20 protein-coding genes, 1 tRNA gene and 2 pseudogenes are annotated in these 20,517 nt (G+C 68.4%); 12 read left to right on the plus strand and 11 right to left on the minus strand.

Going from position 1 to position 20,517, the window contains the following annotated elements; translation table 11 throughout:
* Positions 1–99: 99 nt before the first annotated feature.
* Genes accB through B043_RS0107285 form a run of 6 tightly spaced genes read left to right on the plus strand, consistent with a single transcriptional unit; the run spans position 100 to position 4,007 of the window.
* Positions 100–594 carry an acetyl-CoA carboxylase biotin carboxyl carrier protein gene (gene accB, locus B043_RS0107260; RefSeq protein WP_018461467.1) on the plus strand — a complete coding sequence of 165 codons (495 nt, stop codon included), beginning with the start codon at positions 100–102 and terminating at the stop codon, positions 592–594.
* Positions 591–1,928, plus strand: a complete 1,338-nt coding sequence (accC, locus tag B043_RS0107265) for an acetyl-CoA carboxylase biotin carboxylase subunit (protein ID WP_018461468.1) — start codon at positions 591–593, stop codon at positions 1,926–1,928. The genes accB and accC overlap by 4 nt, the downstream gene beginning before the upstream one ends.
* Positions 1,929–1,940: 12 nt before the next feature.
* Positions 1,941–2,279, plus strand: coding sequence for an Asp23/Gls24 family envelope stress response protein (locus B043_RS0107270; protein WP_018461469.1), 339 nt, complete (start codon positions 1,941–1,943; stop codon positions 2,277–2,279).
* Positions 2,263–2,718: a transcription antitermination factor NusB gene (nusB, locus tag B043_RS0107275; RefSeq protein ID WP_018461470.1), complete on the plus strand. Its 456-nt coding sequence runs from the start codon at positions 2,263–2,265 to the stop codon at positions 2,716–2,718. The genes B043_RS0107270 and nusB overlap by 17 nt, the downstream gene beginning before the upstream one ends.
* Position 2,719: 1 nt before the next feature.
* Entirely contained in the window at positions 2,720–3,568 is an 849-nt protein-coding gene (locus B043_RS0107280) for a bifunctional 5,10-methylenetetrahydrofolate dehydrogenase/5,10-methenyltetrahydrofolate cyclohydrolase (RefSeq protein WP_018461471.1), read from the plus strand.
* Entirely contained in the window at positions 3,552–4,007 is a 456-nt protein-coding gene (locus B043_RS0107285; RefSeq protein WP_018461472.1) for a divergent PAP2 family protein, read from the plus strand. Before B043_RS0107280 ends, B043_RS0107285 begins: the two co-directional genes overlap by 17 nt.
* Here B043_RS0107285 and B043_RS0107290 read toward each other — a convergent pair.
* On the minus strand, positions 3,986–4,186 hold the full coding sequence (locus B043_RS0107290) for a hypothetical protein (RefSeq protein ID WP_018461473.1): 201 nt from the start codon (positions 4,184–4,186) through the stop codon (positions 3,986–3,988). The two genes, B043_RS0107285 and B043_RS0107290, sit on opposite strands and share 22 nt — an antisense overlap.
* A 72-nt stretch (positions 4,187–4,258) precedes the next feature.
* Between B043_RS0107290 and B043_RS0107295 the strand changes: the two genes are divergently transcribed.
* Positions 4,259–6,244: a (Fe-S)-binding protein gene (locus B043_RS0107295; protein ID WP_018461474.1), complete on the plus strand. Its 1,986-nt coding sequence runs from the start codon at positions 4,259–4,261 to the stop codon at positions 6,242–6,244.
* Here B043_RS0107295 and B043_RS0107300 read toward each other — a convergent pair.
* Genes B043_RS0107300 through B043_RS0107315 form a run of 4 tightly spaced genes read right to left on the minus strand, consistent with a single transcriptional unit; the run spans position 6,234 to position 9,243 of the window.
* Positions 6,234–6,791, minus strand: coding sequence for a class I SAM-dependent methyltransferase (locus tag B043_RS0107300; protein ID WP_018461475.1), 558 nt, complete (start codon positions 6,789–6,791; stop codon positions 6,234–6,236). The two genes, B043_RS0107295 and B043_RS0107300, sit on opposite strands and share 11 nt — an antisense overlap.
* Positions 6,784–7,455, minus strand: a complete 672-nt coding sequence (locus tag B043_RS0107305; RefSeq protein ID WP_018461476.1) for a TerC family protein — start codon at positions 7,453–7,455, stop codon at positions 6,784–6,786. Before B043_RS0107305 ends, B043_RS0107300 begins: the two co-directional genes overlap by 8 nt.
* On the minus strand, positions 7,452–8,390 hold the full coding sequence (locus B043_RS0107310; RefSeq protein WP_026234173.1) for an alpha/beta hydrolase: 939 nt from the start codon (positions 8,388–8,390) through the stop codon (positions 7,452–7,454). The genes B043_RS0107305 and B043_RS0107310 overlap by 4 nt, the downstream gene beginning before the upstream one ends.
* 10 nt (positions 8,391–8,400) lie before the next feature.
* Complete coding sequence (locus B043_RS0107315; protein ID WP_018461478.1) at positions 8,401–9,243, minus strand: DUF1517 domain-containing protein; 843 nt, start codon at positions 9,241–9,243, stop codon at positions 8,401–8,403.
* A gap of 130 nt (positions 9,244–9,373) precedes the next feature.
* Between B043_RS0107315 and lon the strand changes: the two genes are divergently transcribed.
* Complete coding sequence (gene lon / locus B043_RS0107320) at positions 9,374–11,794, plus strand: endopeptidase La (protein WP_018461479.1); 2,421 nt, start codon at positions 9,374–9,376, stop codon at positions 11,792–11,794.
* On the opposite strand, the gene bshA is transcribed toward lon, so the two are convergent.
* Entirely contained in the window at positions 11,791–12,885 is a 1,095-nt protein-coding gene (bshA, locus tag B043_RS0107325) for an N-acetyl-alpha-D-glucosaminyl L-malate synthase BshA (RefSeq protein ID WP_018461480.1), read from the minus strand. The genes lon and bshA overlap by 4 nt on opposite strands.
* An 82-nt stretch (positions 12,886–12,967) precedes the next feature.
* Positions 12,968–13,061: transfer RNA gene (locus B043_RS0107330), tRNA-Ser, on the minus strand.
* A gap of 57 nt (positions 13,062–13,118) precedes the next feature.
* Here B043_RS0107330 and B043_RS0107335 point away from each other — a divergent pair.
* Genes B043_RS0107335 through B043_RS0107345 form a run of 3 tightly spaced genes read left to right on the plus strand, consistent with a single transcriptional unit; the run spans position 13,119 to position 16,805 of the window.
* On the plus strand, positions 13,119–15,572 hold the full coding sequence (locus tag B043_RS0107335) for a CBS domain-containing protein (RefSeq protein WP_018461481.1): 2,454 nt from the start codon (positions 13,119–13,121) through the stop codon (positions 15,570–15,572).
* Complete coding sequence (locus tag B043_RS0107340; protein WP_016329683.1) at positions 15,547–16,152, plus strand: zinc metalloprotease; 606 nt, start codon at positions 15,547–15,549, stop codon at positions 16,150–16,152. Before B043_RS0107335 ends, B043_RS0107340 begins: the two co-directional genes overlap by 26 nt.
* Positions 16,149–16,805 carry a site-2 protease family protein gene (locus B043_RS0107345; protein WP_018461482.1) on the plus strand — a complete coding sequence of 219 codons (657 nt, stop codon included), beginning with the start codon at positions 16,149–16,151 and terminating at the stop codon, positions 16,803–16,805. The genes B043_RS0107340 and B043_RS0107345 overlap by 4 nt, the downstream gene beginning before the upstream one ends.
* Here the strand turns inward: B043_RS0107345 and nfo are convergent.
* The 4 genes and pseudogenes from nfo to B043_RS12335 all read right to left on the minus strand — a co-directional run.
* Positions 16,802–17,620 carry an endonuclease IV gene (gene nfo, locus B043_RS0107350; protein ID WP_026234174.1) on the minus strand — a complete coding sequence of 273 codons (819 nt, stop codon included), beginning with the start codon at positions 17,618–17,620 and terminating at the stop codon, positions 16,802–16,804. The genes B043_RS0107345 and nfo overlap by 4 nt on opposite strands.
* A gap of 8 nt (positions 17,621–17,628) precedes the next feature.
* Positions 17,629–18,135 (minus strand): septal ring lytic transglycosylase RlpA family protein, encoded by a 507-nt coding sequence (locus tag B043_RS0107355; protein WP_038036932.1) that lies wholly within the window; start codon positions 18,133–18,135, stop codon positions 17,629–17,631.
* Positions 18,102–19,625, minus strand: coding sequence for an ATP-dependent DNA helicase (locus B043_RS0107360; RefSeq protein ID WP_026234175.1), 1,524 nt, complete (start codon positions 19,623–19,625; stop codon positions 18,102–18,104). The genes B043_RS0107355 and B043_RS0107360 overlap by 34 nt, the downstream gene beginning before the upstream one ends.
* A 19-nt stretch (positions 19,626–19,644) precedes the next feature.
* Positions 19,645–20,226 (minus strand): annotated as a pseudogene (locus B043_RS12335) (M24 family metallopeptidase); the annotation flags it as partial.
* A 54-nt stretch (positions 20,227–20,280) separates the two neighbouring features.
* Between B043_RS12335 and B043_RS0107370 the strand changes: the two are divergent.
* Positions 20,281–20,517, plus strand: a pseudogene (locus tag B043_RS0107370) (transposase); the annotation flags it as partial.

Consider the following 20,517-nt stretch of genomic DNA (forward strand, 5'->3'; position numbering starts at 1 on the left):
TTTTTCCGCTTAGGACGCCCGTCCCCCCTGGGGATTCGCTTGACTCGGTTCAGGAAAAAGGGCCCCGCCTTGGGGTAAGCTTGGCCCCGAGGTGCGCCTATGACGGCCAAGGAGTTGAAGCAGATCCTGCAGGCCCTGGTGGAGTACGGGGTGAACGAGCTCACCCTGGAAACCCCGGACTACAAGCTCACCGTACGGCGAGGGGGAGAGGTGCAGGTGGTGGCGGTGCCCCAGCCCGCGCCCCTACCCCAGCCCCTCCCCGCCGCGCCCCCGCCCCCGGCGCCTGCCCCCGCCCCTGTTCCCCTCGAGGCGCCCCAGGCGGCCCCTCCCGCCAAGGAGGAGGAGTGCGCGGGGTGCGTGGAGGTGCGGGCCCCCATCGTGGGCACCTTCTACCGTGCCCCCGCCCCGGACGCCCCCCCTTACGTGAAGGAGGGGGACCGGGTGGAGAAGGGCCAGGTCCTCTGCATCATCGAGGCCATGAAGCTCATGAACGAGATTGAGTCCGAGGTCTCGGGGATCGTCAAGAAGATCCTGGTGCAAAACGGGGAGCCCGTGGAGTACGGGCAGCCCCTCTTCCTCATCCAGCCGGTATGAGAAAGGTCCTCATCGCCAACCGGGGGGAGATCGCCTTAAGGATCATCCGGGCGGCCAAGGAGCTCGGGCTCAAGACGGTGGTGGCCCACTCCACCGCGGACGAGAAGAGCCTTCCCGTCCTCCTGGCGGACGAGGCCATCTGCATTGGGCCGCCCCCTTCGGGCCAGAGCTACCTCAACATCCCCAACATCCTCTCCGCGGCCATCGTGACGGGGGCGGACGCCATCCATCCGGGCTACGGGTTCCTGGCGGAAAACGCCCTCTTTGCGGAGATGTGCCGGGAGCACGGCCTCACCTTCATCGGCCCCACCCCGGAGAACATGAAGGCCTTAGGGGACAAGGCCACCGCCAGGAAGGTGGCCCGGGAGGCGGGGGTGCCCACGGTGCCGGGCACGGACGAGCTGGAAAGCATAGAGGAGGCCAAGCGCGCCGCGTGGGAGATCGGCTACCCCGTGATCCTCAAGGCCTCCGCCGGGGGTGGGGGCCGGGGGATGCGGGTGGTGCACACGGAGGAGGAGCTGGAGCGGGCGGTCCAGCAGGCCCAGGAGGAGGCCCGGGCGGCCTTCGGCAACCCCGCGGTCTACCTGGAGAAGTACATAGAGGAGCCCAAGCACATCGAGATCCAGGTCCTGGGGGACGGGGAGCGGGTGGTCCACCTCTGGGAGCGGGACTGCTCCATCCAGCGCCGCCACCAGAAGCTCATTGAGGAGGCCCCCAGCGTCCTCCCCTTTGAAACCCGCAAGGCCATCGCCGAGGCCGCGAGGCGCCTGGCGGAGCACGTGGGGTACGTGTCTGCGGGCACCTTGGAGTTTTTGGTGGACAAGGAGGGGAACTTCTACTTCATAGAGATGAACACCCGCATCCAGGTGGAGCACCCGGTGACGGAGATGGTCACCGGGATTGACCTGGTCCAGGCCCAGTTCCGCATCGCCATGGGGGAGAAGCTCTGGCTCAGGCAGGAGGACATCGAGGTGCGGGGGCACGCCATCGAGGTGCGGGTGAACGCCGAAGACCCCGAGAAGGGCTTCAGGCCCTCCATCGGCAAGGTGGAAACCCTCCTCTTCCCCGGGGGCCCCGGCATCCGGGTGGACAGCCACCTCTACGCGGGCTACCAGATCCCCCCTCACTACGACAGCCTCATCGCCAAGATCATCGCCTGGGCCCCCACGCGGGAGGAGGCCATCCGGCGCATGGAGCGCGCCCTTTCGGAGACCATCATTGAAGGCCCCGGCCTGAAGACCACCATCCCCTTCCACCAGAAGGTCCTCCAAAACGCCTTCTTCCGCCGGGGGGCGGTCTACACCAACTTCGTGGCCCGGCGCATGGAGCTGTAGACTGGGCGTGTGATGGTGGACTACGAGATCACCGACCAGGCCCTGGAAGCCCTGGTCCTCCACGCCCTCATGGAGCTCCAGGGCGTGCGCCCCCTGGAGACCATCCCCCGCCCCCTGGGGGAGGTCTTCAAGCGGGCCCGGCCCGTGCGGGTGGAAAGGACCCCGGAGGGCCTAAGCGTGGACCTCGTCCTCTCCGTGGACTACGGCCTGCCCATACCGGAGCTGGCCCCGAAGGTCCAGAAGGAGGTGGCCGAGGCCCTTTACTTGGCCACCGGGGAGAAGGTGAAGGCGGTGAACCTCACCGTGGCCCAGGTGGAGTACCCCAAGGAGGCCCATGCGGCGCAGGGCTAGGGAACTGGCCATGCGGGCCCTCTTCGCCCACACCCAGGGCGGGGTGGACCTGGAAGAGGCCCTTCAGCACGCCCTTTCCGCCATGGGGGGGGAGGAGGACCCCTACGGGGACCCCCTGGACGAGGAAGGGGTGGCCTTCGCCCGGAGGCTCCTGGAGGGCTTTAAGGCCCACCAGGAGGAGGTGGACCGCGTTCTGAAGGAGACGGTGGAGGGCTGGGACTTCGCCCAGATGTCCAAGACCGACCTCACCGTGCTTCGCCTGGCGGTCTACGAGATGCTCTTTGAGCCCACCCCCTTCGCCCCCCTCATTGAGGTGGCGGTGAAGATCGCCAAGCGCTACGGGGGGGAGCACTCGGGGGCCTTCGTGAACGGCGTGTTGGGCAAGGTGTACCGTCGGATCCAGGAGGGCGCCCTGAAGGCGGCGCCCAAGGAGGCGTAGGATGGCGGCCCGTCTTCTTTCCGGGCACGAGGTGGCCGAGGCGGTGTACGAGGAGCTTCGGGCGCGCCTTAAAGAACACCCTTTCGTCCCCTCCTTGAGGGTCATCCGCCTCGGGGAGGACCCGGCCTCGGTGTCCTACGTGCGGCTTAAGGACAAAAGGGCCCGGGCCCTGGGCTACCGGAGCCAGGTGGAGGTCTACCCCGAGGACCTTCCCGAGGAGGCCCTCCTCCGGCGCATCCAGGAGCTCAACGCCGACCCCGGGGTGGACGGCATCCTGGTCCAGCTTCCCCTGCCCCGCCACATCCGCACGGAGCGGGTCTTGGAGGCCATAGACCCCCTGAAGGACGTGGACGGCTTCCACCCCTTGAACGTGGGGCGGCTTTGGAGCGGGGGGGAGGGGCTTTTCCCCTGCACCCCCTTGGGGGTGGTCCGCCTCCTCAAGCACTACGGGGTGGAGCTAAAGGGGAAGGAGGCGGTGATCGTGGGCCGTTCCAACATCGTGGGGAAGCCTCTTGCGGCCCTTCTCCTTCGGGAGGACGCCACCGTCACCCTGGCCCACTCCCGGACCCAAAACCTGCCGGAGGTGGCCCGGAGGGCGGAGATTTTGGTGGTGGCCGTGGGCCGCCCCCACCTGGTGCAAAAGGAGTGGGTCCGCCCCGGGGCCATCGTGGTGGACGTGGGGGTGAACCGGGTGGGGGATAGGCTTCTTGGGGACGTGCACCCCGAGGTGGCCGAGGTGGCCTCCGCCCTCACCCCGGTGCCCGGGGGCGTGGGCCCCATGACCGTGGCCATGCTCATGTACAACACCTGGAAGGCCGCCCTCTTAAGGCGCCATGGAGTTCCTGCTTAACCAGGTGTTCTGGACCGCCATGGCCGCCAACCTGGTGGCCCAGACCCTGAAGCTTTTCCTTTACTACCGCCTCGAGGGCCGCTTCCAGTGGGGGCGCTTCCTGGAAACGGGGGGGATGCCCTCCAGCCACTCCGCCACGGTGAGCGCCCTGGCGGTGGGGGTGGGGCTTAAAGAGGGGTTTGGGAGCACCCTCTTCGCGGTGGCCGCGGTGTTGGCCCTCATCGTCATGTACGACGCCACCGGGATCCGCCGCGCCGCGGGCCTCCACGCCCAGCTCCTCAACCAGCTGGTCCAGGAGCTCCAGGAGGTCTTAAGGAAGGGCCCTGCCCCCGGGCCTTTGAAGGAGCTTTTGGGCCACACCTACCTCGAGGTCCTGGTGGGGGCCCTTCTCGGGGCCTTCGTCGCCCTCTTGAGCTTCTACCTCTTCCCCGCGGCGTAAAAGGCCAGGGTCTGCCCCAGGAGGAAGAGGAGAAGCCCCAGGACGGGGGAGAGGAAGAAGACGAAGAGGCTCAGGAAGAGGGCCAGGAGGAGGGGGAGGAGGGGCTTTTGAAAGCGGCGGAAGACCCAGAGGTTCAAAAGGCCGAAGAGGAGGAGCATGAGGAGGGCTACGGTTTCCACGAAGGGGTATTTTACCCTTGCCTTTGAGGCGGGATGGAGTAAACTTTTACTCAGTATAAGGAGGTCAGACCCATGCTGACCCTGCCAGAGAAACTCCTTTTTATCCTCCTGGCGGCCTTCAGCCTCTACTACGCCTACCAGGGCTTCGCCCGGGTGTACCGGGCCGTCCGCCGGGGCGTGCCGGAAGACCGCTTTGACCGCCTGCCGGAGCGCATCGGGCGCGCCCTTTGGCTCACCCTCACCCAAAAGACGGTGTTCAAGCGGCGCCCCCTGGTCTCCCTCCTCCACGCCTTCGTCTTCTACGGCTTCGTCTACTACCTCCTGGTGAACCTGGTGGACCTTCTAGAGGGCTTCTTCCTCCTCCACGCTCGGGGAGGCCTTTGGAACTCCTTTAACCTCCTCGCCGACCTCCTCACCGCCGCCATCCTGGTGGGCATCCTGGGCCTCATGCTCCGCCGCTACGTGGTGGCCCCCAGGGACTTCACCTGGAACCCCAAGACCCCCCTGCACGAGCGGGTCCGGCAGGGCATCCCCCGGGACTCGGCCATCGTGGGGGCCTTCATCGCCTTCCACGTGGGCAGCCGCCTCCTCTCCAAGGCCTTCCACCTCGCCCAGACGGAGCCCGACCCCTTCCAGCCGGTGGCGAGCCTCCTGGCGGGGGCCCTTGCTGGGCTTTCCCCGGGGGCCTTGGCCTTGGGGGAGCACTTCTTCTGGTGGGGCGCGTTGGGGTCCATCCTCCTCTTTCTCCCTTACTTCCCCCGCTCCAAGCACATCCACCTCTTCATGGGGCCCGTCAACCTCACCTTCCGGCAGGAGGTCCCGGGGGCGCTCAAGCCCCTGGACTTTGAGAAGGAGGAGGCCAAGTTTGGGGCGGAGAAGCTGGAGGACCTTTCCTGGAAGCGGCTTCTGGACGCCTACGCCTGCATCATGTGCAACCGCTGCCAGGAGGCCTGCCCCGCCTACACCACGGGCAAGGCCCTCTCCCCGGCGGCCATCGTCATCTCCGAACGCTACGAGCTGAACGAGATCCTTAAGGACTTCGCCGAGGGCAAGGAAAGCCCGAGGCCCCTCATGGACTTTGCCCTGAACGAGGAGGCCCTCTGGGCCTGCACCACCTGCATGGCCTGCGTGGAGGTCTGCCCCGTGGGCAACGAGCCCATGCTGCACATCCTGGACGTGCGCCGGGCCAAGGTGCTCATGGAAGGGGAGTTCCCCGCGGAGCTCAACAACGCCTTCCGGGGCATGGAGCGCTCCGGCAACCCCTGGGGCATCGGCCAGGACAAGCGCCTGGACTGGGCGGAAGGCCTAAAGGTCCCCACGGTGGAGGAGAAGCCCCACCCCGAGGTCCTCTACTGGGTGGGCTGCGCCCCAAGCTACGACCCCCGCGCCCAGAAGATCGCCCGGAGCATGGTCCAGCTCCTAAACGCCAGCGGGGTGGACTGGGCGGTGTTGGGCCGGAAGGAGAAGTGCACCGGGGATGCGGCCCGGCGGGCGGGGAACGAGTACCTCTTCTTCCAGCTGGCCACGGAGAACGTGGAAACCCTGAACGCCGTGGCCCCCAAGACCATTGTCACCACCTGCCCCCACTGCCTCCACACCCTGAAGAACGAGTACAAGGACTTCGGCGGGGCCTACCGGGTGGTCCACCACACGGAGTTTTTGGCCGAGCTCCTGAGGGAAGGCCGCCTGAAGGTGGAGGGGGCGGAGGGGACCGTGGTCTTCCACGACCCCTGCTACCTGGGCCGCCACAACGGGGTCTACGAGGCCCCCCGGGAGGTGCTGAAGGGGGTGGGCTTCCGCCTCGAGGAGCCCCCCAGGGCCCGGGAGAAGAGCTTCTGCTGCGGGGCGGGCGGGGCCCAGTTCTGGAAGGAGGAGGAGCCCGGGGCCATGCGGGTTTCGGAGAACCGCTACCGGGAGCTCAAGGCCACGGGGGCTAAGACCATCGCCACGGGCTGCCCCTTCTGCATGGCCATGATGAACGTGGAGGTGGCCCAGGACGAGGCGCCCCCTGAGGTTCTGGACGTGGCCGAGCTTTTGGCCGCGCGCCTCAAGGCCTAAGGGGCCTCCGCCGAGGCGCAAGCTCGTAGACGGCGAAGGCCCGATACCCCTCCATCCACCCCTCCCCGTAGGCCCGAAGGCGGAGGCCAGGGGGAGGGGTGAGGAGTTCCCACGTGCCCCAGTAGTAAGGGCTTTCCCGGCCGCGCCTCCTCGCCTCCTTTTCCGTGAAGCCCTCCACCAAAAGGAGCCCCCCGGGCTTTAGGAAGGCCCCGAGGGCCCGGAGGAGGGGGCGGTGGACGAAGTAGCAGAGGAGGATGCCCGAGAAGGGCCCCTTTGGGAGGTGGAGGGGCGCGTCCATGGCCTCGAGGTCCAGCTCCAACAGGCTAAGCCCCGGGGTCCCCTGAAGTTTCTCCAGGGCCGCCCGGCTCCGCTCCACCAGGACCACGGGCTGCCCCCTCTCCAGGAAGGGCTTTGCGTTCCGCCCCAGGCCCCCCGCCAGGTCCAGCACGGGGCCTTCCGGGACGAAGGGCCCGTAGGCCCGCACCACGAAGGCGGGGGGGCGCGTTTCCTCCCATTCCCGCCAAAAGGCTTCCCAGTCCCTAGGCATCCTCCCTCAGGGCGTAGGCCACCCCCACCCCCAGGATGGCCAGGGTGACGGCAAAGAAAAAGGCCTTGGGCATGTGAGGGACGAAGCCCAGGTGGGCCAGCTCGGCGTAGGAGCCCACCCCTTCCAAAAGGAGCTTCACCCCCGCCCAGCCCACCAGGAGGTAGGCCACCTTCTCCAGCCGGGGGTGGCGCTCCATGAGGGCCACCATCCACCCCGCGGCCAGGCGCACGAAGAGGATGCCCAAGGCCACCCCCAAGAAAACCAGGAGGAGGTCCCGGGAGAAGGCCACCACCGCCAGGATGGAGTCCACGGCGAAGGCCAGGTCCACCAGGTTCATGAGGAGGACGATGCGCCAGAACTCCGCCGCCCCTAGCTGGGGTGGGGCCTTTTCCTCCCCCTCTTGCCTTAGGTGCTGGACCATGAGGTAGACCAGGTAAAGCCCCCCCAGGACCTGGATCCACCAGACCCGGATGAGGAAGACCGCGAAGAGGAGGGCAAGCCCCCTCAGGAGGTAGGCCCCAAGAAGGCCGTAGAAAAGGGCCCGGGCCCGGAGGGCGGGGGGGAGGGGCTTCACCATCACCGCCAGCACCATGGCGTTGTCCCCCGAGAGAAGGGCCTCGAGGGCGGCCACCGTGAGGAGGACGAGAAGGCCTTCCCCGCTCATGCCTCCCCCAGAAGGTAGCGGAGCCCAGGGGCCAGGGCCTGCTTCCAGGTGACCCAGTTGTGCCCCGAGGGCCTTTCCCGGTAGGCGTGGGGGGCCTTTCGGTCCGCAAGCAGGGCGGCGAAGCGGCGGCTCGGGCCGAGGAGCCACTCCAGAAGCCCCACCTCCAGGTAAATCCGGGGCAGGTGCTGGGCCTCCGCGTAGCGCTCCGTGAGCCACTCGGGGTCGGCGTAGGTGTCCCCCCCTTGGGGGTGGGCCTTGAGGGCGGGGGAAAGGGCCAGGACCTTGGGGAAGCGCTCCCTATGGCGGAGGGCCTGCCACAAGGAGAAAAGCCCCCCTAAGGAGGCCCCCACCAGCACCACTTCGCCCAAGGCCCCATAGGTCCCTTCCACCGCTTCCAGAACCCGGTGGAACTCCTCCTCGTAGGCCGCGTTGAACCAGTACTCCTGGCGGCGGTCCTTAGGCTCCACGAAGACCAGGCGCACCGGGGGGATCTCCCCGCGCTCATAGAGGGCCTGGGCCACCTTGTGGAGGCCCGCGGTGCGGTAGAAGGCCACCCCGTCCTGGGCCACCACCGTGGCCTTAGGGTGGGGCCCGGTTTCAGCCACGTAGAAGCGCCGCTCCCCCCGGCGGTGCCGGGCCACCATGGGCTCCTTCGCCGGTTCGGGCGGGGCCTCGTAGCGGAAGCCGGGGAGGCGGAAGGCCCGGGGGTAGCTCCACCAGGGGTTGTCCGCCCGTTCGGGGTTGTCCGGGTCGGGGAAAGGGTGGCCCCTTTCGTCCAGGAAGGCGTACTCCACGTAGGCCCCCTCGGGGAACTCCAGGGTGAGGGGGCCTTCTAAGGGGATGGGGTTTCGTTCCCAGTCCGTGAAGTCCCCGATGAGGGCCCGACCACCCTCAGGGGGAAGGAACTCCACATGTCGCCCGCGAATCCGCACCACGGACACCACTCTAAACCTTCTCCAGGCCCGGGAAGAGAAGGAGAAGCTCCTCCTCCGTAAGCCCCTCCCCCTCCTTTTCCGGGGTCCAGGCCAGGTGGGCGGCCAGGAGGGTGAAGGGGGTGGAGGCGGCGAAGGCCAGGAGAAGGGCCCGCACCGTGGGCCGGTCCAGGGGGGCCTTGGGCCTTTGGGGAAGGAGCCTCCTTTCCGCCAGGAGGAGGCTTGCCACCAGGTACCGCCCCCCGGGCTCCACCTTCGGGGTGTAGGCGGGGTCCAGGGCCTTCTTCCCCTCAAAGTGGCGGAAGGTCTCCCGGTAGGCGCTCCGGTCCTCCAGCATCCAGGCGTCAAAGAGCCCCAGGACCTCCTCCTCGCCCCCTTCCGCCTGCCGGTACTCCGCGAAGCGCCAGGCGGGCTCCTCCCGGAGGAGGAGGAGCGCGGCCTCGTCCAGGAGGTCGGCCAGGCCTTTGGCCGTGGTGGTGTCCGCGGCCTCCGCCAGGGTCCTCAAGGCCCGCTGCACCTCGGGGCGCACCAGGAGGGCCAGCCTGAGCTGGGCCACGCTCGTCCCCGGGCCTCCTTCCGCCCGTTTCAGGCCCTGGACCATCCAGGCTCCCACCAGCACCAGGCCCAAGAACACCAGGACCGGCAGGACCCCCAGGCTCCCCCCGCCCCCCCTGGGGTAGACCACCACCGGCCCCGGGTAGGGGAGGGAGGGGGCGGGCATGGGGTAGGCTGGGGCCGGCCCGGGGGCCATGGGGGGCGGGCTTGGGGCATAGGGCCTTCCCCCCACCCCGCCCCCGCTTTTCTGGGCCAGGGCCAGGCCCAAAAGAAGGAGGCCGAGGACGAGAAGCCGGCGCATGCCTCTTCCAGCATACGCCCCGAGGCCCGGGGGCTTTGCACTAAAAGCCCTTTCGCAGTAAACTTGACATAGGTAGGCTTAGGCTATGGACGAAAAGGAACCCAGAGCCCAAGACGAAAGGAGGCCAACCATGCTGCCTGAAACCCTGCCCGTATGCCCGGTGAGGGGGTCGGTCATCTACCCCACCATGGTCATGCCCATTGACGCGGGGCGGCCCATCTCCATCCGGGCCATTGACGAGGCCCTGGCCCGGGAGCGGGTGCTCCTCATCGTGAGCCAGAAGGACAAGGAGGTGGAGGTGCCCAAGCCCTCGGACCTCTACGAGGTGGGCACCGCCTGCAACATCCTCAAGATGCGCAAGAACCCGGACGGCTCCGTCCAGGTCCTGGTGCAGGCCTTTGCCCGGGTGCGGGTGAAGGAGTGGCTGGACCGGGGGGACCACCTCGAGGCCCAAGGGGAGGTCCTCCCCGACGCCCCCGCCGACCCCCTCCTGGTCCAGGCCCTCATCCGGGAGGTGAAGGAGAAGTTCCAGGCCCTCCTCAAGGAGGGGAAGTACCTCACCCCCGAGGTGGCCCAGTTCATCCTGAACCTGGAGGACCCCTCCCAGCTGGCGGACTACATCGCCTTCCACATGGACTTCCGCCTGGAGGACAAGCAGAGGGTCCTGGAAACCGCGGACGTGGGGGAGCGCCTCAAGCGGGTCCTGGTCCTCCTCGAGGCGGAGCTGGCCCTCATCGAAACCCAGCGTCGCATCCAGCAGCAGGTCAAGGAGGAGATTGACCGCAACCAGCGGGAGTACTTCCTCAGGGAGCAGATGAAGGCCATCCAGCGGGAGCTCCACGGGGAGGAGGGCGAGGCGGAGGTGGAGGAGTTCAGGAAGAAGGTGGAGGCCCTGGACCTGCCCCCCGTGGTCCGCCAGGAGGTGGAGCGGGAGCTCAACCGCTTCGCCCGCATGCACCCCGACTCCGCGGAGGCCAGCGTCATCCGCACCTACCTGGACTGGATCGTCCACCTCCCCTGGAACGTCCGCACGGAGGACAACCTGGACCTCGGTCGGGCCAAGGAGATCCTGGAGCGGGACCACTACGGCCTGGAGAAGGTCAAGGACCGGGTTCTGGAGTACCTGGCGGTGCGCAAGCTCAAGATGGAGAAGGCCAAGCGGGGGGAGATCCCCGAGGAGGAGGTGAACAAGGGGCCCATCCTCCTCTTCGTGGGGCCCCCGGGGGTGGGGAAGACCTCCATCGCCAAGAGCATCGCCGAGGCCCTGGGGCGGAGGTACGTGCGCATCTCCTTAGGGGGCGTGCGGGACGAGTCGGATATAAGGGGCCACCGGCGCACCTACATCGGGGCTATGCCCGGCCGCATCATCCAGGGCCTGCGCCAGGCGGGGACCAAGAACCCGGTCTTCCTCCTGGACGAGGTGGACAAGCTGGGCATCTCCTACCAGGGGGACCCGGCGGCGGCCCTCTTGGAGGTCTTGGACCCCGCCCAGAACAAGGAGTTCGTGGACCACTACCTGGGCGTGCCCTTTGACCTCTCCGAGGTCATGTTCATCTGCACCGCCAACTACCTGGGCACCATCCCCGCGCCCCTTTTGGACCGGATGGAGGTCATTGAGTTCACCAGCTACATTGAGCAGGAGAAGCTGGAGATCGCCAAGCGCTACCTCCTGCCCCGTCAGCTTAAGGAGAATGGCCTCTCCGAGGGCCAGGTGGTCCTCACCGAGGCCGCCCTTATGCGCCTCATCACCCACTACACCCGCGAGGCCGGGGTGCGGCAGCTGGAGCGGGAGATCGGGGCCCTCTTACGCAAGGCCGCCCGGCAGATCCTGGAGGAGGGCAAGAGGCGGGTGCGCATCACGGAGAGGGACCTGGAGCGCTACCTGGGCCCGCCCCGCTTCCTCCCCGAGACCGAGGCCAAGAGCCCCCAGGTGGGCGTGGCCACGGGCATGTACTACACCCCCGTGGGCGGGGACATCATGTTCGTGGAGGTCTCCGTCATGCCCGGCAAGGGGAACCTCATCCTCACGGGGCAACTGGGGGACGTGATGAAGGAGTCCGCCCGGGCCGCGCTTTCCTACGCCAAGAAGAACGCCCAGCGCTTCGGCATCCCCCTGGAGCGCTTTGAGAAGAGCGACATCCACATCCACGTGCCCGCGGGGGCCATCCCCAAGGAGGGCCCCTCCGCGGGGGTGGCCATCGTGAGCGCCCTGGTCTCCGCCCTCACCGAGGTGCCCGTGCGGCACGACGTGGCCATGACCGGGGAGATCACCCTCACCGGGCGGGTCCTCCCCATCGGGGGGGTGAAGGAAAAGGTCCTGGGGGCGAGGCGCGCGGGGATCCGCGAGGTCATCCTGCCCAGGCAGAACGAGGGGGACCTCTCGGACATCCCCAAGCCCCTCCGCCAGAACATGGCCTTCCACTTTGTAGAACACTTGGACGAGGTCCTGGATCTGGCCCTGGTGGGGGGCCTGAAGGCCCTGGAGGAGCGGGCCAAGGCCCAGGCCAAGCGCCCGGCCCGGAAGAAGAAGGAGCTGGTGGCCCACGCTTAGCCCAGGCTCCTTTCGTAGACCTCCAGGTAGGCCCGGGTGATGGTCTCGGGGTGGAAGCGCTCCAGGGCGTAGGCCCTGGCCCGGGCGCGGATCTCGGGGAGGCGGGGGTGGGCGAGGAGCTCCAGGGCGGCCTCGGCCATGGCCTCGAGGTCCCCGAGCTCTACCAGCCGCCCCACCTCCGCCGTGACCAGCTCCGGCACCCCCCCCACCGCGGTGGCCACCACCGGCACCCCCGAGGCCAGGGCCTCCAAGGCCGCCTGGCCGAAGGACTCCTCCTCGGAGGCCAAAAGGAAGAGGTCCGCGGCCCCGATGACCTCCTCGGGGTGGGGGGTGGGGGGGTGGAAGGTGACCGCGGCCTCCACCCCGAGCTCCCGGGCCACCCGCCGGGCCTCCGCCTCCTCGGGGCCCTTGCCCAGGAGGAGGAGGCGGGCCTTGGCTTTCTTGCGGATCTTGGCGAAGGCCCGCACGATGTCCGGCACCCGCTTGATGGGGCGGAAGTTGGAGGCGTGGACGAGAAGCCGCTCGTCCTCCTCGGCGTAAAGCCGCCTGCGCTCCGGGCGGGGGTAAAACCGCTCCGGGTCCACGGCGTTATAGATCACCACCGGCCGCACCCCGAAGGCCTTTTCTGCCTCCCGGGCCAGGGCCTGGCTCACCGCGGTGGTGGCCCGGGCGGCCTGTAGGGCCCTTTGGGTGGGGCCGTGGAAGGCGGGGTCCATCCCCAGGACGGAGACGTCCGTGCCGTGGAGGGTGTGGACCAGGGGGAAGCCCTCCCCGAAGGCCAGAAAGGCCGCGGCCGCGTGGGGGATGGCGTAGTGGGTGTGCACCAGCGCCAGCCCCAGCCGCTTGGCCTCCCGCTCCAGCACCCCCGCCAGGGAGAGGGTGTAAAGAGGCCCGGGGAAGACGGGGTAGAAGGGGAGGTCCACCGGCAGGAAGCGCACGGGGCTTCCCTTGGATAGGCGGAAGGGCCTCTCGGTGGCGAAGAGGTAGACCTCGTGCCCCATCCGGGCCAGCCTTTCCGCAAGCTCCGTGGCCACGATCCCGCTTCCCCCAAGGCCGGGGTAGGCCACCAAACCCAAGCGTAGGGCCCTCACGCCCCCGTTCCTCCTTTCCGGGGACCCTGCATGCCCCGAGTCTAGCCCAAAAGCGCATCCCCGGCCTTGGGCCGGGGGGCTTTGGCGGAGAGGGCGGGATTCGAACCCGCGAGGCAGGTTTAAGCCCGCCTACACGATTTCCAGTCGTGTCCCTTCAGCCACTCGGGCACCTCTCCAAGTGCCATCTACGAGTCTAGCCAAAGGGCCTTTTGGGGTCAAGTAGACTGGTCCTCGTGCGGGTCATCGCGGCCCACGAGAACCTGGACCTGGACGCTCTGGGCTCCATGGTGCTGGCGGGGCGGCTTTTCCCCGGGGTGCTGGCCCTGGTGGGGGGCCTCGAGGGGCCCCTGAAGGCCCTCTTCCCCCTTCTGGAAGACCGCCTGGACCTGGTGCCCGCCGCCGAGATCCCCCTGGAGGAGGTGCGGGAGGTGGTCCTGGTGGACAACGCCCGCCCCGAGCGCATCGGGCCCCTGAAGGCCCTGGTGGGGCGGGTGCCCTTTTACGTCTTTGACCACCACCCCCCAAGCCCCGGGGACGTGCCCGCGGTGGGGGGGAAGGTGGCCCCCGTGGGGGCCACGGTGAGCCTTCTCGTACCCCTCCTCCGGGAGCGGGGCCTTGCCCTCACCCCTTTGGAGGCCACCCTGGCCTACGCGGGCCTTTGGGAGGACACGGGGGGCTTCAGCTTCCCCAGCACCACCAAGGAGGACCTCGAGGCCGCCCTCTTCCTCCTGGAACGGGGGGCCGAGCCCTTTAGGGTGCGGGACTGGGTGCGGCCCGGGGTGGGGGAGGAGGCCCGGGAGGTCTTCCAGAAGCTCCTGCGGAGCGCCCAGGTGGTGGAGCGGGCGGGCTTCCGCCTTCTTTTGGCCCGGGCGCGGGAGGAGGGGTATGTGCCGGCCCTGGCCCCTTTGGCCCACCTCCTCCTGGACCTCTACGAGGCGGAGGGGGTGCTTTTGGTCCTAAAGCTCGGGCGGGAGACCCTCCTCATCGCCCGGAGCAAGGAAAGGCTGGACGTGGCCCGCTGGCTGGCCCCCTTAGGGGGCGGGGGGCATCCCCGGGCGGCCTTCGCCCGGGTGCGAAAAGGGGTCAAAAAGGCGGTCCAGGGTCTTTTGGAAAGCCTCCCCGCCCACCTGGCCCCCGAGCCCACCCTGGCCGAGCGCATGACCGCGCCCGTGGAGACCCTGGGCCCCACCACGGTGCGCGAGGCCCTAAAGGCGCTGGAGGAGCGGGGCTATGGGGCCATGCCCGTGGTGGAGCCTTTGCCCGGAGGGGGGGTTAGGGTGCTGGGCCTGGCCCGCAGGCGCGACCTAAGGAAGGCGGTGCGCCTGGGCCTCGAGGACCACCCCGTGGAGGGCTTCCTGGCCCGGGCCCTGGTCCTTCCCCCTACCCTCCCCCTCTCCCAGGTGGAGCCCCACCTCAAGGAGGGGGGCGGGCGGGTCCTGGTGGGGGAGCGGGTGGGGGAGGGGTGGCGGCTCCTGGGCATCTTCACCCGCACCGACCTTTACCGCAAGGCCCGGGAGGAGGAGAAGCCTCTGGGGCAGAGGATCTGGGAGGCTCTCCCCGAAGGGGCCCGGAGGGTCCTTTCCGCCCTCAAGGAGGCCTTTCCCAAGGGGGTGTACCTGGTGGGGGGGGCGGTGCGGGACGCCCTTCTGGGCCGCTTTGGGCCGGACCTGGACCTGGTCCTGGAGCCCGGGGTGAGGGCCCTGGAGGTGGCCCGCTTCCTCGCAGGGCGGTTTGGGGGAAGCTTCGGCCACCACTACGCCTTCGGCACGGCCCGGGTGCGGCTTCCCTTTGGCCTTACCGTGGACCTGGCGGAAAGCCGGGAGGAGGTCTACCCCTACCCCGGGGCCCTGCCCCAGGTGCGCCCCGCCCCCATCGCCAAGGACCTGGAGCGGCGGGACTACACGGTGAACGCCATGGCCCTGGCCCTGGACACCCTGGAGCTTCTGGACCCCTACGGGGGGCTTAAGGACCTAAAGGACCGCCTCTTAAGGCCCCTCCACCCCCTTTCCTTCGTGGAGGACCCAAGCCGCATCGTGCGGGGGGCGCGGCTTGCCGCAAGGCTGGGCTTCCGCTTCGCCGAGGAGGCCCTTCGCCACCTTCCCCCGGCCCTCCTCCCCGAGGTCCTGGCTCAGGCCAGCCAAAGCCGCCTCCGGGACGAGCTCTTCCTCACCCTGGAGGAGGAGACCTTTTACCCGGCCCTGAAGCTTCTTTCCGAGCTTTCCGCCCTAAAGGCCCTCTACGGCCTAACGCTTCCCCCAGAGGAGGCTTTCCGCCGCCTGCCCCTCGAGGCCCCCATGGAGGCCCGGCTCCTTGTGCTCCTCGCCCACCAGGAAGACCCCCTGGCGAGGGCCGAGGCCTTACGCGTGCCCAAGCGGATTAGGGAGGCCCTGGCCCTCCTCCTAAAGGGGGAGTGGCGGGAGGAGGAGCGGGAGGTCCTCCTCCAAGAGCCCCTCCGCTCCGCCTTCCTCGCCCTTTTCCCGGAGAAGGAGGCCTGGCTTCGGGAAAAGCGCCGGGTCCTAAGGGGCCGGGACCTCCTGGCCCTGGGGCTTCCCCCGGGGCCTAAGGTGGGGGAGATCCTTAAGCGGGTGGCGGAGGCCAGGGAGAGGGGGGAGGTCCGCACCTTTGAGGAGGAGCTGGCCCTAGCCCGTAAACTGGTGGGCGATGGGACTCTTTCCCCTCCTCACTGACCCCCCGGTCTTCCTGGTGGTCTTCGCCCTCGCCGTCTTTGGGCTCCTTCTCCACAACCTCTTCCAGGCCTGGCTTGCGGACCGCTACGGGGAGACCGCGCCCCGGCGCTACGGCTTCTTGAGCCTGGACCTTAGGGCCCACCTGGAGCCTTTGGGCCTGGTCTTCCTCCTCCTCCTCGGCTTCGGCTGGCCCAAGGAGGTGCCAAGCCGCCTGCCGGGGCGCAAAGGGGCCTTGGTGGCCCTCATGGGGCCTTTGGGCTTCTTTGTCGCGGCCTTCCTCTATGGCCTCCTTGCCCGCTTCCTACCCTACCCCTTTGGGGAGGGCCTTCTTCTGGCCCAGCGGGTCATGCTCCTCCACGCGGCCATCTACCTCTTCCCCGTGCCCCCTTTGGACGGGGCCAAGGCCCTCTACGCCGTGGGGGGCCTCGAGGCCCGCCGCTTTTTGGAGCGCCTGGCCTCCTATGGCCCCCTGGGCTTCATCGTCATCTTCCTGGTCCTCTCCTTCACCGGGGTGACGGGGGCGGTGGTCCAGGGGCTTTCCGGGCTCCTGGCGAGCCTCTACCGGGCCCTCGGGCTATGATCGGGCTTTTCCAGCAGGACCCTTTGGCCTTCTTCCTGGCCTTCCTTCTCCTCGCCTTCAGCCTGGCCCTCCACGAGGCGGCCCACGCCTACGCCGCTTGGCGCTTCGGGGACCCCACGGCGAGGCGCCTGGGCCGCCTCACCCTGAACCCCCTAAAGCACCTGGACCCCTTGGGAACCCTGCTCCTCCTCCTGGTGGGCTTCGGTTGGGCCAAGCCCGTGCCCGTGAACCCCGCCTTCTTGAGGCCCTACCGCCTGGGGCTTTTCGCCGTGTCCGTGGCGGGCATCGTGGTGAACCTCCTCCTTGCAGTCCTCTTCGCCCTTTCCGTGCGCCTCCTTTGGCAGCTTTCCCCCCTGGAGGTCCTCCTCGCCTTCCGCGGGGAAGGGGTTTCCCCCGTGGGGGTTCTGGCCCTTGCCGCCTTCTTCGCCAGCTCCATCAACCTGGTGCTGGCGGTTTTCAACCTCCTCCCCATCCCCCCTCTGGACGGGTCCAAGATCCTGCAAAGCCTCCTCCCCCTTTCCTGGCACCCTTTCCTGTGGAGCCTGGAGCGCTACGCCTGGGTGTCCTTCCTCCTCATCCTCACCGTGCTCCAGCCCCCCATCCGGGCGGTGCTCCGGGCGGTGCGGGAGGCGTTTTTCGGCCTTTTTCTTTAGTCCCCCAGCCAGCCCCTCAGGACCTTTAGGTTCCAGGCGTCCTCCTCGGGGCTCCTCGGGGTTTCCAGGATGAAGACCTTGCCCTTCAGCCTCGGGTCCAGGAGCACCCCCTTAAGCCCCTCCCCGATCCGCCCCTGGAGGAGGTGGGCGTGGTGGTCTATGCGGCTTCCTAGGTCTCCTTGGGAGTCGTTGAGGTGGACCACAAAGACCCTGTCCAGCCCCACGGTGCGGTCCAGCTCGGAAAGGACCCCGCCTGGGTCTTCCCGCACGTCGTACCCCGCGGCGAAGGCGTGGCAGGTGTCCAGGCAGGCCCCCAGGGGGGTGTCCTCCAGGAGCCAGGCCAGCTCCTCAAAGCGCGCCCCCACCTTCTCCCCGCCCCCGGCGGTGTTCTCCAGGAGGAGGGTGGGCTTCTGCCGCACCCCCGCGAGCTTTAGGGCCTTTAAGGCCCCCTCCTTCACCCGCTCCGGTGCCCCCGAACCGGGGTGGACCACCACGTACTCCACGCCGAGAAGCCGGGCCTTTTCCAGATCGTCCGCCAGGCTCTGGACGCTCTTTTCCCAAAGCTCCCCCTCCGCCCCCAGGTTCACCAGATAGGAGGCGTGGATCACCGCGGGGATCTCCCCGGCCATCTCCTTGAGGGCGCGGAAGTCCTCCACCTCTTTGGGGCTTAGGGGGCGTGTCCGCCAGCTCCTTGGGCTTTTGGCGAAGATCTGGAAGGCGGTGAGGCCGAGGTGCGTGGCCTCCTCCACCGCGCCCGCCACGCCCCTTTTCCCGGCGATGGAGAGGTGAAACCCGTAGGCTACGGTTCGCGCCATGGCCCGGGCTAGTCTACTGTTTCCACCCGCACCCGCGTGGCGGAAAGGGCCCCGATGGCCCGGGCGGCGGCGTAGGAGAGGTCTATGATGTACCGCCCCCCGAAGGGCCCCCGGTCGTTGATGCGCACCACCACGCTCCGCCCGTTTTTCAGGTTGGTGACCCGCACCCGGGTGCCGAAGGGCAGGGTGGGGTGGGCGGCGGTGAGGGCGTGCATGTCGTAGACCTCCCCGCTGGCCGTCCTCCGGCCGTGGAAGCCGGGGCCGTACCACACCGCAAGGCCTTCCTGCAGGAAACGGGGCCTTTCCCTCCCCCTTTCTTGCCCCACCCGGAGGACCTGCCCGGGGCGGATGAGGTCCCCCGAGAGCCCATTCAGGCGCTTGAGTTCCGCCACGCTGAGCCCGTGGGCCTTGGCGATGCGGTAGAGGGTGTCCCCCTCCTTGACGGTGTAGGTCTGGGCCAGGGCGAGCGGGAGTACAAGGCCTACAACGAGGGCCAACCATGGCTTTTTTGCCATATTCCCTCCTGAATGCGCGTTTCAAACACCTCCACTTCCGGCCGCCAGAGGAGTTCCGTGGGGGCGATGGGGCGGCTTAGGCTGAGGTCCTGGAGGCGGCGGACCCGGGTGAGGGCCACGTAGAGCTGGCCGTGGGCAAAGAGGCCCCGACCCAGTTCCAAGTGAACCTTGTCCAGGGTGAGCCCCTGGGCCTTGTGCACCGTGAGGGCCCAGGCGAGCCGTACGGGCACCTGCCGGAAGGTGCCCACCACCTGGGGCTTAATCTCCTCCCGCTCGGAGTCGTAGGTGTAGACGATTTTTTCCCAAACGAAGGGGCGGATCACCACCCGCCGTCCGTTGCGCTTAAGCCGGACCGCCAGGGCTTCGGCCTCCAGGTCCTCCACCCAGCCCAGGTCCCCGTTGAAGTACTCCCCCAGGGGGTCGTTCCGAAGCAGGATGACCTGGGCGCCCTTTTTTAGGGTCAGGGCGGCCTCGGTGGGGAAGTCCGTTTCCGCGAACTCCCCCTTGACCTGGGCCTGGTACTCCAGGGGCTTGCCTGGGAGGGCCTCGAGGCGCTTCAGGTTCAGGGCGTCCGCCTCCTTCCGCCTGGGGGTGAGGATCAGGGTTCCCGGCTCCTCCCCCCCGTCCGGCCGCACCGCGGCCCGGTTGAGGGTTTCCAGGGCCTGGGGGTCGCCCTGGCGCAACCGCTTTAGAAGCTCGGCAAAAAGGGGGTCTTCCCGTTGGCGCTGGCTTTCCCACAGGCGGTGCACCCTCAGCGCCACCTCCTCCCACACGTGGGCTTGGAAAAAGAAGGGTCCTCCCCAGGTGCGGGCGATGTACAAGGCCTCCTCTCCCCCCGGCACCACGGGCTCCAGCTGGCGGGTGTCCCCCAGGAGGAGGACCTTGACCCCTCCGAAGGGCTCTTCCAGACGCTTGCGCGTTTTCCGAAGGGCCCAGTCCATGGCCTCCAAGAGGTCCACCCGCACCATCCCCACCTCGTCCAGGATGAGCACCTCCATCTGCTCTATGGCCTTGCGCAGAGGGGAGTGGGGCCCTGGAGGGCGGATGTCTTCGGGATGGCGGTAGCGGAGGAGCCGGGCTGGGAAGCGGAAGAAGGAGTGGACGGTCTGCCCGCGGGCTTGCAGGGCGGCGGTGCCCGTGGGGGCTAGGGTCACGGCCCGCCCCTTGTAGAACTCTTGGAGGGCGTAGAGGAGCGTGGTCTTGCCGGTGCCTGCGGGGCCGGTGATGAGGTGGGCGGGGTGGGGGGTTTGGGTAACGGCGAGGAAGGCCCTCTGCTGTTCGGAGGAAAGGCCTTCGGGGGTTTCCTCCACCTCCTCAGGATCGGCCTTTGGGCTTGGGGGCTCCTCCACCTGGGAGGGCCGGGCCGGCCTCAGGCCCCTGCCCAGCAGGAGGCCCAGCCCCGCGAGAAAGAGCCCGAGAACGGGTCCCCCCTGGAGATACCCCAGCCCAAACGCCCCCAGCAGGGTGACGAACAGCAACAGATGGCTCAACGAACCGCCCTCCAGAGGTCTAGAGCGCCTGCCACCCTCGAGGCAGGGTGGAGAGGAGCTCAATCCCCCCTTCCGTCACCAGGACCAGCTCCTCGATCCGCACCCCGCCCACCCCGGGGAGGTACACCCCCGGCTCCACGGTGACCACCATCCCCGGCTCCAGCACCAGGCCCAGGTGGGGCCCCGGGCCCTGGCCGCTATAGGGGGAGAGGGCGGGGGCCTCGTGGACCTCGAGGCCCACCCCGTGCCCCAGGGAGTGGACGAAGTACCGGTCAAGCCCCCGCGCCTTCAGGACCTCCCGGGCCCGGGCGTCCACCGCCTTGGCCTCCACCCCGGGTTTGATGAGCTCCAGGGCGCTTTCCAGGGCCTCCAACACGGCGAAGAAGGCCTCCTTCAGGGGGCCATCCACCTGTCCTAAGGCCACGGTGCGGGTCATGTCCGAGGCGTAGCCCGCCACCCGGGCCCCGAGGTCTAGGGTGACCAGCTCCCCCCCCTCCAGGGCCTTTTCCGAGGCCCCCGCGTGGGGCAGGGCCCCCCGCACCCCCGAGGCCACGATGGGGGGGAAGGCGGCCCCCTCGGCCCCCTCCTTTTTCAGGAAATACCTTCGTGTGCTACTTGACCCCAACCCCTGGGGTGTGAAAAAAGAGGGGGTGCCATGCAGCAAGATCGTGAGCACCCCCTTTACTATCTTGACGCGGAAACCCTTCTGGTGGCTACCTACATTTGGGTGGATGACGAACTCAAGGCCTTGCAAGCTCAGGACTTCAAGCTCCCCCCAAAGCAAAAGCACCAGAAGGCTACCCTGGCCGAGCTCCTAACCCTCGCCATCTTTCTCCTTTTGCAAGGCCAAGACCTCGCCAAAGGCTACTTGGCCGCCAAGACCACCCTCAAG

This window comes from Thermus oshimai DSM 12092 (genome assembly GCF_000373145.1).
GTDB classification, from domain to species: Bacteria; Deinococcota; Deinococci; order Deinococcales; family Thermaceae; genus Thermus; species Thermus oshimai.